Here is a 14,234-nt window from a genome sequence, read left to right as displayed (position 1 = left end):
CGCAACGATTCCCGAACGTCCGAGCCTTTCCCATACGATCACATTTCAACAATCGTCCCAGGGCCGACGTCCCCACACGGGCCCCGTCGCAGTGTGCGAGGAAATCTTCATGCCGCCCTATCAGCCCTCCGCGGACTGGCAGTACGAGATCCCGACGTCGGGGAGCAAGCGCCTGCCACCCGCGGCCCGTTACGTCGAGTCGCTGACGCACCAGGGATACGGCTTCGAGGCGGCCGTCGCCGACCTCGTCGACAACTCCATCGACGCGGGCGCCCGTAACGTCGTGGTCAGCTTCCTCAGGGACGACGCGCGGCTCGTGGGGCTGCTCGTGGTGGACGACGGCTCCGGCATGAACGACGAGGCGCTCGACACCGCCATGACGGTCGGCGGACGCCAGGAGTACGGGGACAGCGCGCTCGGCCACTTCGGCGCCGGTCTCAAGGCGGCCTCGCTGTCGCACGCCGACTCCCTCACCGTGATCAGCCGCACCAAGCGCAGTCCGTCGACCGGACGCCGCTGGCTGACGGCCCGTGCGCGGGCCGACTTCACGTGCGACATCGTGGACCCCCGCTACTGTCAGGCGCTCGTCGACCGCTACGACGGCCTGATCGAATGGCACGGCACGATCGTCCGTTGGGACCGGGTCCGGGCCTTCGAGACGATCACCACCGGTCAGGCCGACCGTTTCCTGAACGACGCCATCGAGAAGCTGGAGACCCACCTTGGGCTCCACCTCCATCGCTTCCTGGCCCGCGACGACTTCAACGTCGACATCGTCGTCGAGGATGTGACGACGCGGGAGGAGCTCGATCACCGGGGCGTCGAGCCGATCGACCCGTTCGGCTACCGGGTCTCCGGCCGGCCCGGCTACCCACGCACCTTCACCGCCCCGGTGGAGGGTGTCGGCGAGGTCGCGCTGACCGCCCACATCTGGCAGCCGAAGTCGCCGTTGGTGAGCTTCCGGGGCATCGGCCCGCTCGCCGAGCGCCAGGGGTTCTACCTCTACCGCAACGACCGGCTCGTCCAGGCGGGCGGCTGGAACAACACCCGCAGCCCCGAGGGCCACCTCGCCCTCGCCCGTATCGCCGTCGATCTGCCCGCCGAGGCGAACGACGTCTTCAGCCTCACGGTCAAGAAGGACGGCGTGACCGTCACCCCGGCCTTCGCCCGCGGCCTGGAACAGGCGACGGACGGCGCCGGGAACGACTTCGCGGCCTACGTCAAGGAAGCGGTGGCGACGTACCGGGAAGCGGCCCGGCGCGCCACCGAGCCCCAGCGCAAGGCGGTCCTCCCGGCGGGCAAGGGTCTGGACCCACGGCTGAAGCGGACACTGCGCGACGAACTGCCCGAGCTGGAGGGCGAGGACCCGATCACGTTCCGCTGGGACAGCCTGCACTCCGACCTGTTCTTCGAACTCGACCGCGAGGAACGGGTGGTGAAGCTCAACAAGGAGTACCGCCAGGTCTTCAACGGCGGGCGCCGGGGCGGCCTGAACGACGCCCCGGTGGTGAAGAGCATGCTCTACCTCATGGTCAACGAGATCTTCCAGAAGGAACGGGTCCGGGCCACCCACCTCGACAACATCGCCCTGTGGAACAGCGTCCTGGTGACGGCCGCGCGCTGCGAACTCGCGCGCTGACCGCTTCCCGTCCGAGCCGCACCCGCGCCCCCGCCCCCGCCCTCGCCCGAGGAAGAGATCCGCCATATGTCCGACCACCTGCTCCATCTCCACGGAGACGTTCTCGCCGCGATGCGCCGGGGGCCCAGGAACTTCGCCAAGCTGGCCTTCGCCCTCTCCGAGGACGACGAACCGGCCGACACGGAGCTGGGCGGCTTCCGGGACCGCATCACGGGCGCGGGCCCCGGCGACGAACTGACGGCGCTGTGGAACCGGACGCTGACCGGCTGGGATCTGGCGGAGCGGGCGGACTGGTCGACGGCCCCGTCCCGTACGGACGAGCGGCGCGCGGACGCCTACGACCGCCTCGGCTTCGACGCCGGCCTGCGCAAGGTGCTGGACCACGCGGTCCCGGTCTTCAAGGAGCCCGGCCCCACGATCATCAGCACCACGCCGACGTCGTGGTACTCCCGCGACACGGCCGCGGTCCGGTCCTTCTACTGGACCGCGTACGAACAACTTTTGCGCCGCAAGGGCTGGTCGGACGCCGCGGTGGCCGGGCTCGACGAGGCGAGCCACGCCGTGGTCGAACGGCTCGCGGACCCGACGCGCCCCGACGCCTACGGCGCCCGGGGCCTGGTCGTCGGTTACGTCCAGTCCGGCAAGACCGCCAACTTCACGGGCGTCACGGCCAAGGCGATCGACGCGGGCTACCGCCTCGTCATCGTCCTCGGCGGCACCCTGAACCTGTTGCGCGGACAGACCCAGCGTCGCCTGGACATGGAGCTGATCGGCCAGGAGAACATCCTGCGCGGCGCGGACCCCTCCGACCCGGAGGCCCTGATCGGCGTCGACTACCAGGACGACGAGGACTGGCCGGGGAAGTTCGTGAGCCACCACGGCCGCCCGTCCACGCTCGGTGCCTTCGACATCGAGCGCCTCACCACCCGGGACGACGACTACAAGAGCCTGGCCACCGGGATCCGCGCCCTCGAATTCGACAAGCAGGTCCGCACCCAGCCGCTGTACGCGCCGGACAACCTCCACCGCGCGGCCGCCCGGGTGATGGTGGTGAAGAAGAACAAGTCCGTCCTGAGCAAGCTCATCAAGGACCTCAAGAAGATCGGCGGCCCGCTGCTCTCCGAGATCCCGACGCTGATCATCGACGACGAGTCGGACCAGGCGTCCGTCAACACGACGGACCCGAAGAAGTGGGAGGAGGGCAAGGTCACCCGTACGGCGATCAACGGCCAGATCTCCCAGTTGCTCGGACTCCTCCCCCGCGCCCAGTACGTCGGGTACACCGCGACGCCGTTCGCCAACGTCTTCGTCGACCCGGGCGACGGCGACGACATCTTCCCGCGCGACTTCCTCATCTCCCTGCCGCGCCCGACCGGTTACATGGGCGTCCAGGACTTCCACGACCTGGACCGCACCGACGAGTCGGCCGTCGGGAGCGCCGAGCAGGCGCACGTACGCGGCATCTACGACGACGCCCACGGCGACCGGCTCGCGGAGGCCCTCGACGCCTTCGTCCTCACGGGCGCCCTCAAGCTGTACCGCGCGGCCCACGGCGTCCCCGAGAGCCACTTCCGGCACCACACGATGCTGGTCCACGAGTCCGTACGCATGGCCGAACACGCGGCCCTCGCCCTGCGGATCAGCTCGCTGTGGCACCGGGCCGCCTACACGAGCCACGAGGGCCATGCCCGCCTGGCGGCCCTCTTCACCTCGGACTTCCAGCCCTTCGCCGACGACGGACTGCCCACGCCCGCGTCGTACGAGGAACTGCGGCCGCACGTCTCCCGCGCCCGCCAGCTGATCAACTCGGGCGGAACGCCGGTGCTCGTCGTCAACGGCGACACCGAACGCGACTACGACCAGCCCGACCTGGACTTCGACCGCACCCCGAACGTCTGGAAGATCCTCGTCGGCGGTACGAAGCTCTCGCGCGGCTTCACGGTCGAGGGCCTGACGGTGACGTACTACCGCCGCAGGACCCAGCAGGCCGACACCCTGATGCAGATGGGCCGCTGGTTCGGATTCCGCCCCGGCTACCGCGATCTGGTACGCCTCTACATCGGCCGCGCGGAACCGGCGGGCAGAACCAGAACGGTCGACCTGTACGAGGCGTTCGAGGCGATCTGCCGCGACGAGGAGACGTTCCGCGCCCAGCTCACCCGCTACGCCACCCTGATCGACGGCAAGCCCCAGGTGACCCCGGCCCAGATCCCGCCCCTGGTCTCCCAGCACCTCTCCTGGCTGAAGCCGTCCGCCCGCAACAAGATGTTCAACGCGGAACTGGTGGAGATCCGCTCCCCGGGCGAATGGGTCGAACCGACGGCGTACCCGACGGCCCCGGCGGACCTGCGCCACAACGCGGAGGTGTGGCGGCCGGTGCTGGCGTCGCTGGATCCCGACCCCCGAGTCTTCGTCACCCTGTCCGACGGAGACCAGGGCAGTTACACCCGCTATCCGGCCAGAACGGCCGTACTCAGCCACAGTCGCTTGCTCGGCATCATGCGGGAACTAGCCTGGGGCAGGCCCGATCTGCTCGCCCCGCACCTGGAGTACCTGAGCGATGCCAGCGACGCCGGCTGCGCGACAGACGACTGGGTTCTGATCCTTCCCCAGACCTCCGGCGTCACCAGTGTCCGGGCGGAGATGCCGGGTACCGAGCCGCTCACTCTCGTACAGCGCAAGCGCAATGCGCTGGGAGTGTTCAACCGCATCTCCGGTGTCTCTCACCGTCAGTCCGCTGAACGGATCGCCGGCCGGCGGCCGCTCTGTGACGACGACCCGTTCGCCACCCAGCTCCACCAGCCACGGCGAGGGGCGCTGCTTCTCTACCCAACGGTGGACCCCTCGCTCGGAGCCCCGGCGAACCTGGTCACGCATGGAGCCATCGATCCGGCCAAGGTGGTGATGGCAGCAGCGTTGATCCCCGCTGCTGGATCCCAGGGCAAGCAGGAGACCGGTGTCCGGTTCCGGGCCATCGACTCATCGCGGCCGGGTGAGGCTGTCATCAACACCGTGAGATAACAGTCCAGACGCCAAGGAGATACCCAGCACAGCAGGAGCGGCAGCATGGCGAAACTCGTTCTTCCCGATCTGGGAGAAGCCTGCACAAACCCGAAGAAGTCTCTGCATCCGCTTGTCTCGCCAGAAGAGGACACAGAGCTCCAGTCGGTGCTGGGCTGGTTCCACAGTCATCCTGTCGCCGAGCTGTACACGGAGGCGATCAGGAACGCGATCGACTACGTGCTCGACGGCGGGCGCACAGGACGCTTCGACCTGATGTTGCCGACAGTCCATTCCGGTGAGCGCGCTTCGGTCGGCGCGAAGCTGGAGTACGAAGTCCTGCGGGTCTTCGGCCTGCCCAAGGTCAAGCCGCTGGACACGCTGGTCAACGACGTCCCTGTGGACATCAAGGCCACCATCACGAGCAATTGGACTATTCCCTCAGAGGCTCACTGCCAGTTGTGTCTCTGCACGCAGATACAGCTGTCGAAGAACCGGCACCGGACTCTGCTGGTCCGCACACACACCTCCTGGCTTCAGCACGGGGAGAACAAAGACGGAAAGCGAGGCCTGGCGGCCCAGGCGCGCGACCAGTGGAGCGTCCCGGTATACGACTGGACGCCGCTTCCGGTTAATCCACTCCGCTATCTCACCGAGGAACAGGCTGCCGAGGTTCTTGCCGAACGGCCCGGGCAGGTAAGACGTCTGGTCAAGATGTTTCAGTATCTTGAAGGCCACGTCATTCCGCGTAACGTTATTCTGACCGTCGGGGCAGGGAAACACGACCCGATGCGACGCGCGAGACAAGCCCGTGATTCCGCCAGGCAAGCGGGCCTGGACCTCCTGTGCGGCGATTCAACGGAATGGCGCGATGCGGCGGCGGCTCGCGGCTACACGATCCGTCCGGGAGAGTGGATCGCGTTGCGGCGCGAGGAGCAGACTCAGGATCAGCATTCCGCTTCAGCGACCCCCGAGGCGGCCCCCAACGAAACCGAGGAGGAATGACCCCTGTTGTCCACGCCAGATGAATGGACACCCCCAGAGGGTTCATGGGCGTCGTCGGCCGCACGACGGCGGAACATGCAGGCGATCCGGAGCAGGGACACGAAGCCGGAACGCCTGATCCGCAGGCTCGTTCACGCGAACGGCCTGCGCTATCGGGTGGCCGCAAGGCCCTTGCCGGGCCTTTGCCGGACCGCTGACCTGGTCTTCCGTCCGGCGAAGGTGGCCGTATTCATCGACGGCTGTTATTGGCACGGCTGCCCGGAACACTACGTTTCCCCCAAGACCAACCCGGGTTACTGGTCAGAGAAGGTAGCCAGGAACGTAGCCCGTGACCGGGACACTGACGAACGGCTCGCCGCTGCCGGCTGGCTCGTCCTGCGGTTCTGGGAGCATCAGAGCTCAGACGCCTGCGCCCTGTCGATCATCAGAGCTGTCCGCGAGCGACGGACCGACCTGCCCGGGTAGCGGTTTCTGCAGCGGTGCGGCATTCAGCGCGTCTCGCTCGTCGGCCGCGCGCAGCACATCCGCGATGGCCTGGCCTACGGCGGCGGCGACAGGCGGCGGGAAGGCGTTTCCGACCTGCCGGTACTGGGCGGTCTTTCCGCCCGTGAACTCCCAGTCCGCCGGGAACCCTTGAATAATTGCCGCTTGCTCCACGGTCAGCATGGGGCCCTTCTCTCCGAACAGATCGCGCCCCTGACTCTTCTTCGCTACTCCTTGTTCGTGATTGTTCGCCACGCCCATACCGGAGACTCCGAGAGTGTCCCAGGCGGCCTTGGCCCTGCTGGGGCCGAGGTCAGCACCACCGTGCTTCTTAGACCCTCCGACCAGAGTCGGAGCGATTCCCCCGTCCTTCTTCTCCAGGGCGGCCTTGGATGCCTTCCGCAACCATCGATCGAGTGACTTACGAGCCAGTTCCCCTACCTTCCCATCCACCGAAAGATAGGGGTCATAACGCTCCTGCATACTCTTCTTCAAAGCATCAAATACACTGCACACGCCACCCGCAGGGGTGGGCCAAACGAACTTGATATCACCCAGCACATCTTTGCGGATAGCTACAAGTACTGCTCGCGGACGCAATTGAGGTACACCGAAGTCGCTAGCTTCCAGGACTTCCCATTCACAGATTTCGTAGCCCATGCCAGCGAAATCTTCCTCAATCCCTGTTTCCGGCCTCTTCGCCCGGCCGCCCGCAAGGCGCGCCTCAATATAGGTCCGGTAGTCCACAAACTTTGCGTCCTTGATCCCACGGACGTTTTCAATCATCACCGCTTTAGGGTGCAGCTCGTCAACCAGTGCCAGCATCCGCGGGAAGAGATCCCTCTCATCATCCTTCCCCAGTTGCTTCCCAGCATGCGAGAAAGGGGGGCAGGGAACGCCACCCGCAAGGAGGTCAAGGTCGCCGCGCCGCAGCTGCCGCCCAAGGAATTTGACCGGCTTCTTGAGACTGGAGTCGGGGTGCTCGTCTGACGGAATAGGACGGAAATTATTGACGTCATCAGAAATGACATCGCAGTATTGCCGCTCCCAGCTCCAGTTCCGCAGGTGCTTGATGTTCCATTCCAGCGTCTCCACGGCATGCTTGTCGATCTCGACGAGCGCGAGATGCTTGAAACCTGCCTGGTGGAGGCCGATGGCCTGTCCGCCGGCCCCTGCGCAGATCTCGATGGAGATGAGCGGACGATCTTTAGGGGCCACGGGGCGCCTCCTGGTGCGACTGATACAGACACGCAAGTGTCGCATCCGCCAGTGACACCAGGGGCCCCCATAGACGAGCCCCGTCCCTTGCGACCCGTTCAGCTCTCCATCAGGCCCCGCAGGTCGTTCTTCATCTCATCCCTGAGCACAGCAGGCAGCTGCCTGTACATACCCCAGGCACGGTCTACAGGCCGCAGGGGCCTGGCATCAGCCCCCATCCACTCCAGCAGTTCGCGCTTCTGCGCGAGCGGAAGCGCCTTGATCCGGGTCCACACCTGGCCAGCATCCATCTGCACGCCAGTGAGGTTCTTGACCAGCTCGTTACACCGGGCGCACTCGGTGAGGAGGTCCTCAGCTCCTGCGGAGCTGCCCGAAGCGTGCGGATTCACATGCCCGAGAGTGAGCCGGGCCGCGGAACCCGGTTCGCCCGGATAGGCCTCGGCCGCACCGACCCCACAGCGCCGGCACCGGTGAAGATCCCGCTCAAGCACGAACCGCCTCGTCTTCGCGCTGATCTGCCGCAGACCGGCCGCCCGGTGCTCCTTCTCCCAGACCGGTGCCCCGATCGCCTCAAGGAAGAGCTGGTCAGGCTGAAGACTGGGCTTGTCGAGATTCGTCCTGATCACCCAGCCAGCGGGCCGGAGATCGCGCATCCTGCGGTCGACCTGCTCAGCGCCAGTGATCGCGATACGCAGCGCCGCCTTCGAGAAGGTGTTGCCGACGCCGACCTCGTCCCGCAGCCAGAGGGCCACCCGGACCCTCGTACCAAGCGCTCCGTCGCGCCAGTCCAGACCATCAGATGCCACTAGATATCCACCTAATCAATTCGAACGTACGAATGAAACATGACTCTTTCGAGTGGCGAGATTACCTTGCCGCCACTTGCCGCGGCAAGTGGCGGCAAGCTCGTGCTGAACAGAGCTCTGCTCGTCACCCGAAGATCGGAACCACATGACCAGGACTGCTGACCCAGGCCTGCCGCCTGCCGCGACCAGCTGCGTCGAAATCTGCGCCGGAGCAGGAGGCCAGGCCTTGGGACTCCACCGTGCGGGCTTCGAGCACACGGCTCTCGTCGAGCTGGACCCTGACGCGGCACAGACGCTCCGGTTGAACCGGCCCAGCTGGAACGTCGCTCAATCCGATGTCCGTGACATCTCCGCGAAAGACCTCGCCATGAACGGCCAAGAGGTCGGATTGCTGGCAGCAGGAGTGCCGTGTCCGCCCTTCTCGCTGGCGGGTGAGCAGCTGGGGCCCGCGGACGAACGGGACCTGTTCCCCGACCTGCTCCGGCTCGCCGCTGAGCTTCGCCCACGTGCGGTGATGGTGGAGAACGTCAAGGGCATCCTTCAGGCGAAGTTCGCCGGCTATCGCGCGGAAGTGATCAGCGTACTGACCCGCCTGGGCTACACGGCCGACTGGCGGCTCCTGCGCGCCTGCGACTACGAGGTTCCACAGTTGCGGCCCCGTGCTGTCCTGGTGGCGATGCGCCCGGATGTGTTCCAGCGGTTCCGCTGGCCCTCCCCGACCAGCAGCGCCGAGACAGCGCCCGCGGTGGGCAGCGTCCTCTACGAGTCGATGGCTTCCGACGGCTGGGAACTGGCCCGGCAGTGGGCCGACGGTGCGATGACCATCGCACCGACCCTCTGCGGAGGCTCCCGCAAGCATGGAGGCGCTGACCTCGGGCCGTCTCGCGCCAGAAAGGCATGGGCACAGCTCGGTGTGAACGGATCCAGCGTCGCCGATGAACCCCCGCAGCCGGGGGCGGCGCTTCCCGTCCGGCTCACCATTCGGCATATGGCCTTGCTGCAGGGGTTCCCAGACGACTGGCATTTCGCCGGGAACAAGACCTCCGTCTACCGCCAGGTGGGCAATGCCTTCCCGCCGCCTGTGGCGGAAGCGGTAGGCCGAAGCCTGGCCGCCGCCCTTGATCAGACCGCCACCGCTTCGCGATCCTGCATGCCCCAGACCCCACGGCTGCCACATGACCCGCCGGGCAGCACGCTCTTCCCGCCTTCCATGATCAAGCCGGGCTTCAATGCCTGAGGCGGCACGACCAGCCGTGCTGACTCCCACCTGCCGCAAGATGACCGGTCATACGGAACCGCCGAGCTCAGCCACGACCGGCTGACGGTGGCGACGCTCAGCGCGGCCCCGCGCTCGCCTACAAGGACAGCGCCCATGATCCATCCAGGGTCAGCGCTCATCACCTCACTTTCATGACGAGTCAGGTGGACGACGAGGCGGGTCGGATCCGTCGTCGCCTTCACTTCAAGATGTATTTGCTCGTCAGACGGGGTCAGGGCGCCGATGTCGTAGCCAAAGGCATCTGACACCGCTGAAACGTGCTCCACCGCCGTCATGCCCTCTTCCCGCAGAAGCGCAAGCAGGCATCTCTCCCCCGCGGAGCCGATCGCTTTCCTCCTTTCGTCATCAGCCGCATTCCATAAGACGCGGGGAACGAGGGCGCTGTTCAGCGGAAGGCGTTCCCCGACATCTACGACCGGACGGCCTGCTGCGGTGATCAGATCCGTTCGGCGCAGCCATTCCAGACCCTCGGCGTACTGAACAGGGGTGAGATCCGCGTAGCGAGGGTGATGGGTGAAGAGCGTGCGCACCCGGGGAACGTCGGCAACCCGCAGATACTTCAGCCAGCGCAGGGCCGCCTCGCGGGTGCCGTCACCGGGCAGCGACGGCATCGACATGCCTCAGCAGCGCTCGCACGTCCGCCATGTCCATACCTCCAGCGACCGGAGCCTCCTCCTGGAGGTCAGCGAGCTGCTGGACAGATGGGTCATCAAGGATCCTGCCCATGAACTCCAGCTTCTGTTCGAGGCGCAGAGCGACCACCTCATCTACCGTTCCGCGCGAAGCCAGCACCGTGACGTTGGTTTCCGTGCCTGGCGCGAGCCCGAGCCGGTGGATACGGTCCAGGCTCTGCAGGAACCGGCCCGCCATGAAATCCCGGTCCACGTAGACCGCGTCGTGGCAGACATGGTGAAGGCTGATTCCCTCCCCCAGGGTTGCCGGGTTGGACAGCAGCACCGAACAGTCAGGGTCCTCACGGAAGCGGCGGATCTCCTCCGCCCGGTCGGGAGTTCCTCCGTGCACCACGGCCGGCTGGTAGCCCGCGAACATCCGCTCCATGGTGCTGAGGCTGCGTACGAACGTCGTCCAGACCAGCGTCTTCCGCCCTTGCTCAGCGTTGGCCGCGACGATGCTGAGCGCCTCCTGGTACTTCGGGGACAACTCGTAGCTGGGGAGGTCTCTCATCAGGGTGTAGAGAGAGTCCCCGTGCGGGACATCCAGCGGGGGCACCTGATAGGTCAGCGGTTCGTACCGGCTGGTGCCCTCAGCGAGCAGTGCGGGACTCGTCGCCGCCATCAGAAGCCGCAGCATGGCCTTGCCCAGGGCGTCGAAGTCATCGCGCGCCGCTTCGGCGCGAGCCGAATACCGCCCCACAAGTGCGTCGTAGATCTCCTGATGCAGGCTGGGCATGTCGACGTACCGGATCTTCGGGTCGAAGGGCGGCAGTCCGAGTTCCGATTTCGTGGTGCGGGTGAACAGCGGGCGCAGCACCTGGCTCGCGTACGCCAGGTCGCCGCCGGCCACAGCGCCTGTGACGACGCGGCGACCGTGTCCAGGCCAGACGAAGGAGAGCAGGTTCTCCAGGTCCCGGGCGCCGTTGGGCGCCGGTGTACCTGTCAGGATGAGGCGGCGCCTGCTGAGCGGGCCGAGCGCCATGCAGGCGGAACCGTAGATGCCCCGCGTTCCCAGCTTCATGCGGTGCGCCTCGTCCAGGATCACCATGGACGGCGTCGCTCGCAGCCAGGAAGCCAGCGCTGCCAGCGAACGGTCGAGCCGCTCATAGTTGATCACCATGATCTCCGCGGTGGCATCGGGGCTGCTGCCCATCACGCCGAAACGGAGCGGCTCCTTGAAGCAGACAGAGTTCTCGAACTCCCATGATTCATAAGCCGATTTAGGGCTCACAACAAGCAGCCTGAAGGCTTCTCCGCGCTCTCGCATCGCGGCGAAGACCGCCAGCCCCACCCGGGTCTTGCCGGCCCCCGGCACACTGAAGTTCGCCCCGTGGCGGAGGGACAGCAGCCGGGCGATGTCACGCTGCTGGAAGTCAGTGAGGGGCGCGTCCCACTCGGCTCCGAGAAGTCCCGCGATCTCCTCCTGAGTGACGGTCTGGCGGGAGCCGTCGTCGTCCCCCTCCAGCTGACGCTGGGCCGCGTCCGCATCATCCAGAACCCCACCGACCAGCTGGGCGAGTTCGTCGTCCCACTCGACGTCCTCAGGCGACGGCCAGGTCCCGAGTTCGCCAATGCCGACCAGGAACGCCTCAAGCTCGATTTCCGCGGACAGCGGGCTCCGCTGCCCGCCGCCGGGGAACCGGGCAGTCAGCTGGGCAAGGTCAGACTGGCGCCCCTCTTGAGCGCGGAGGACCGCCCGCGTGCGGGTTACGTCGAAGGCGATCCGCAAAGACGGTTCTCCCTGGCCTGTCACGCCCCGTCCTCCTTGCGTGCTGCGTCGAGCAGCCAGGTGACCCCGTCCCCGGGTTCCTTGATACTGCGGGCCGCCTCCGCTGCCAGCTTGCCCAGGCTCTCGCGCAGCTTGAGTACCGCTTCGTCGAAGATCTCCTCGTCAAGGCTCCGTGACGCGCGGGAGAGAACCAGGTCGGTGATGCACTGATCGATATCGTGGCAGGCATCCACAATCCGGTCAGGCGCTGCCTGCTTCCTCTTCCGGACCCGGGCGTCCTTTCCCGCAGGTTCCAGCGCCTCTTCAACCGCCGCTTTCACCGCCGTGATGGTTCTGGCAGCCTCGCTGACCTGTTCCAGCGATGCACTGTCGCCAGCAGCCTCCACCGCCTTCACCCTGAGAACGGAGTCGGTGAGCGCCCGCGCCTCAGCGACCTTGGGGTCGGCGGCGCGGACCGTACGGTTCAGCCCCGGGATCGCCACCGTCGCGGCAGGAGCGGCAGCCGGCGCCTGAGACCTGACGGCCTCGGGGAGACGGGTATCGAGGTACCGCGACTTGAAGTCCGGTTCGATAAGCCGCACATCAGTCTTCGAGAATCCGAGAATGATCGCGGTCAGCCGGCTCTCCTTCATCAGGTCAGCCTTCTCCTGGCTGGACGCCGACTCCTTCACCCATCGCCGGTGAAGCTCCTTGAGCTTCTCCTGGTGATCCTCGAAGTCGAGCAGGCGCAGCTGCGCACCGCCGGTAATGCTTCGCTCGACCAGGTCGTTGAGTGTCGCGAGAATCCACTGGTCCTGCTCGCAGACGCGCGCGGTGGTCCGGAATTCCCGGGCGATGTCGGCTACCGTGCGGCCGAGACTGAGCTGCTCCTGGATAGCCAGCAGGCGGTTGATGTAGGAGTAGTCCCGCCGATGGTCCTTACGCAGCTGAAGCGCCAGCTCGACCCGGTTGATGTCATCCCACGTGCAGGAGGACGGAAGAACTCCGACGCGGATGTTGGGTTCGCCCAGGTCCTTGAGCGCGGCGCGCCGGGTGTTGCCGTTAACGAGGATGCCGTCCCGCGTAATGAGCCCGGGGTCGTTCTGTTTGAAATCGCGAAGGCTCTCCAGGAGGGTGTCGAAGTCAGGATCCTGCTTGGACGGGTCGGACGGAAGCGCCCTCAGCAAGTAGTGGAGGTAGTCCTGGCTGTCCGTGCTGAACGCATCCTCGTCCAGGCCTCGGTCTCGAACCGGGTCGTGGCTACGCTGGGCACGGATCCGGTGCGTTCCCGGGTTGTAGTACAGCGCGCTCACCGGCATATCGATAACTTCAACCTGAATCGGCTGGCCCCGCCATTCGATACGGAGCGTCTCCTGAACGCCGCCGGCATCTTGGAGCTCCTTCAGGCGGTGCTCCACCAGATCTTGGTTCTCGGCGGCCAGTGGCGGGCGCCCGAAGTCTTTACTCATCGTCAGTTCTCCTTCAGTGCTGAGAGAAAGCAGCTCAGGCGCCGGCCAGTGCGGCAGCATCGGCCGTTCGCCATCCGTCACGTACGGGTGGGCCGGCTAGGACAGAGCCTCACGGAACTTGGCCCGCGACTCAGCCGGAAGCGTCCGATAGACGGCCCAAAGCTCTTCAGCGGCGCTGAACTCGCGCTTGTCCTGGTCGATCCAGCGCAGGAGAAGGCCACGTTCCAGTGATCCGAGGCGGGTCGCGCGGCCGAGAATCGCGCTCAGATCGGCTGCCTGTCCCCGGCCACCGACACGGCACCGGTTGCATTCCGCGACCAACTCGACCAGCTCGCCGCCGGCCGGCTGCTTCACCGCCCTCCGGGCGATGTCCAGCTGCGCGGCTTCGTAGCTGCCGGCGTACGTCTCTCCGGGGGCGATTCCGCAGGACCGGCACAGGTGTCCGTCACGTGCCAGGACGTCCCGGCGCTGCGTCTGCGTGATGGAGGCTGCGGACTTCGCCGCCTTGCCCGGTTCCCAGACCGGCAGCCCCTGTTTCACGAAGCGCTGCTCGTGCTGCCCCAGGGCCGCGTCCTCACGGTTGGTGTCGATCTGCCAGCCGTGGTCACGAAGGTCGCGCACCCGGCGGTCAGCCTGGCTCACACCCGGAAACGCGCCCTTTACGTCCTCCTTCGTGAAGACGTTGCCCTCGCCTACGACAGTCACCAGCCACAAGGCTGCGCGCTTCATGGTGCCGAACTTGGCGTCCGTCCACGACGGCAGAGTCATCCGGGTCTCCTCGCTTCAGACTTCAGGTACTCAGCAGGCTTCAAGGCCGCAGCGGTTGTCCGCGACGGTCTTTGTGGGAAACACCCTCGTCGTTGAGGGCTCCCAAGCGCCAGCCCTGAGGAGGTTTCGAGGGCGGATGGAAAACCCGCTGCGCTTCCCCGGCTACGTCCCAGCACGGAGAATCA

At 66.4% G+C, this 14,234-nt stretch carries 11 protein-coding genes; 5 read left to right on the top strand and 6 right to left on the bottom strand.

Annotated features, from left to right (window positions below):
* Window positions 1–109 precede the first annotated feature (109 nt).
* From ACIQPT_RS24890 to ACIQPT_RS24875, 4 genes are all read left to right on the top strand, one after another.
* On the top strand, window positions 110–1,639 hold the full coding sequence (locus ACIQPT_RS24890; RefSeq protein WP_401158596.1) for an ATP-binding protein: 1,530 nt from the start codon (window positions 110–112) through the stop codon (window positions 1,637–1,639).
* 66 nt (window positions 1,640–1,705) lie between these two features.
* Window positions 1,706–4,660: a Z1 domain-containing protein gene (locus ACIQPT_RS24885; protein WP_401158594.1), complete on the top strand. Its 2,955-nt coding sequence runs from the start codon at window positions 1,706–1,708 to the stop codon at window positions 4,658–4,660.
* 45 nt (window positions 4,661–4,705) lie between these two features.
* Complete coding sequence (locus ACIQPT_RS24880; protein ID WP_401158592.1) at window positions 4,706–5,644, top strand: NaeI family type II restriction endonuclease; 939 nt, start codon at window positions 4,706–4,708, stop codon at window positions 5,642–5,644.
* 6 nt (window positions 5,645–5,650) lie between these two features.
* The gene (locus ACIQPT_RS24875) at window positions 5,651–6,109 is read left to right on the top strand and encodes a very short patch repair endonuclease (protein ID WP_401158591.1); all 459 of its coding nucleotides are present in this window, start codon (window positions 5,651–5,653) and stop codon (window positions 6,107–6,109) included.
* Here ACIQPT_RS24875 and ACIQPT_RS24870 read toward each other — a convergent pair.
* Both ACIQPT_RS24870 and ACIQPT_RS24865 read right to left on the bottom strand, forming a co-directional pair.
* Window positions 6,044–7,345 carry a DNA cytosine methyltransferase gene (locus ACIQPT_RS24870; protein ID WP_401158589.1) on the bottom strand — a complete coding sequence of 434 codons (1,302 nt, stop codon included), beginning with the start codon at window positions 7,343–7,345 and terminating at the stop codon, window positions 6,044–6,046. The genes ACIQPT_RS24875 and ACIQPT_RS24870 overlap by 66 nt on opposite strands.
* 98 nt (window positions 7,346–7,443) lie before the next feature.
* Window positions 7,444–8,097, bottom strand: a complete 654-nt coding sequence (locus tag ACIQPT_RS24865) for an HNH endonuclease (protein WP_401158587.1) — start codon at window positions 8,095–8,097, stop codon at window positions 7,444–7,446.
* Window positions 8,098–8,296: 199 nt separating this feature from the next.
* Here ACIQPT_RS24865 and ACIQPT_RS24860 point away from each other — a divergent pair, with 199 nt between their 5' ends.
* The gene (locus ACIQPT_RS24860) at window positions 8,297–9,388 is read left to right on the top strand and encodes a DNA cytosine methyltransferase (protein WP_401158584.1); all 1,092 of its coding nucleotides are present in this window, start codon (window positions 8,297–8,299) and stop codon (window positions 9,386–9,388) included.
* Here ACIQPT_RS24860 and ACIQPT_RS24855 read toward each other — a convergent pair.
* From ACIQPT_RS24855 to ACIQPT_RS24840, 4 genes are all read right to left on the bottom strand, one after another.
* Entirely contained in the window at window positions 9,274–10,041 is a 768-nt protein-coding gene (locus tag ACIQPT_RS24855; RefSeq protein ID WP_401158582.1) for a protein NO VEIN domain-containing protein, read from the bottom strand. The genes ACIQPT_RS24860 and ACIQPT_RS24855 overlap by 115 nt on opposite strands.
* Complete coding sequence (locus ACIQPT_RS24850) at window positions 10,022–11,857, bottom strand: DEAD/DEAH box helicase (RefSeq protein ID WP_401158581.1); 1,836 nt, start codon at window positions 11,855–11,857, stop codon at window positions 10,022–10,024. Before ACIQPT_RS24850 ends, ACIQPT_RS24855 begins: the two co-directional genes overlap by 20 nt.
* Complete coding sequence (locus ACIQPT_RS24845; protein ID WP_401158579.1) at window positions 11,854–13,281, bottom strand: transcriptional regulator; 1,428 nt, start codon at window positions 13,279–13,281, stop codon at window positions 11,854–11,856. The genes ACIQPT_RS24850 and ACIQPT_RS24845 overlap by 4 nt, the downstream gene beginning before the upstream one ends.
* A gap of 96 nt (window positions 13,282–13,377) precedes the next feature.
* Window positions 13,378–14,049: a hypothetical protein gene (locus tag ACIQPT_RS24840; RefSeq protein ID WP_401158577.1), complete on the bottom strand. Its 672-nt coding sequence runs from the start codon at window positions 14,047–14,049 to the stop codon at window positions 13,378–13,380.
* Window positions 14,050–14,234: the final 185 nt, after the last annotated feature.

Source organism: Streptomyces sp. NPDC091289, from assembly GCF_044757365.1.
Taxonomy (GTDB): Bacteria; Actinomycetota; Actinomycetes; order Streptomycetales; family Streptomycetaceae; genus Streptomyces.
Note: the sequence above shows the minus strand (reverse complement) of the source record. Positions and strands in the feature narration are given on the sequence as shown.

Excerpts from the sequence above, each read along its gene's own strand:
- ACIQPT_RS24890 (WP_401158596.1), top strand. The coding sequence starts at position 110 with ATGCCGCCCTATCAGCCCTCCGCGGACTGGCAGTACGAGATCCCGACG.
- ACIQPT_RS24885 (WP_401158594.1), top strand. The coding sequence starts at position 1,706 with ATGTCCGACCACCTGCTCCATCTCCACGGAGACGTTCTCGCCGCGATG.
- ACIQPT_RS24880 (WP_401158592.1), top strand. The coding sequence starts at position 4,706 with ATGGCGAAACTCGTTCTTCCCGATCTGGGAGAAGCCTGCACAAACCCG.
- ACIQPT_RS24860 (WP_401158584.1), top strand. The coding sequence starts at position 8,297 with ATGACCAGGACTGCTGACCCAGGCCTGCCGCCTGCCGCGACCAGCTGC.
- ACIQPT_RS24855 (WP_401158582.1), bottom strand. The coding sequence starts at position 10,041 with ATGCCGTCGCTGCCCGGTGACGGCACCCGCGAGGCGGCCCTGCGCTGG.
- ACIQPT_RS24845 (WP_401158579.1), bottom strand. The coding sequence starts at position 13,281 with ATGAGTAAAGACTTCGGGCGCCCGCCACTGGCCGCCGAGAACCAAGAT.
- ACIQPT_RS24840 (WP_401158577.1), bottom strand. The coding sequence starts at position 14,049 with ATGACTCTGCCGTCGTGGACGGACGCCAAGTTCGGCACCATGAAGCGC.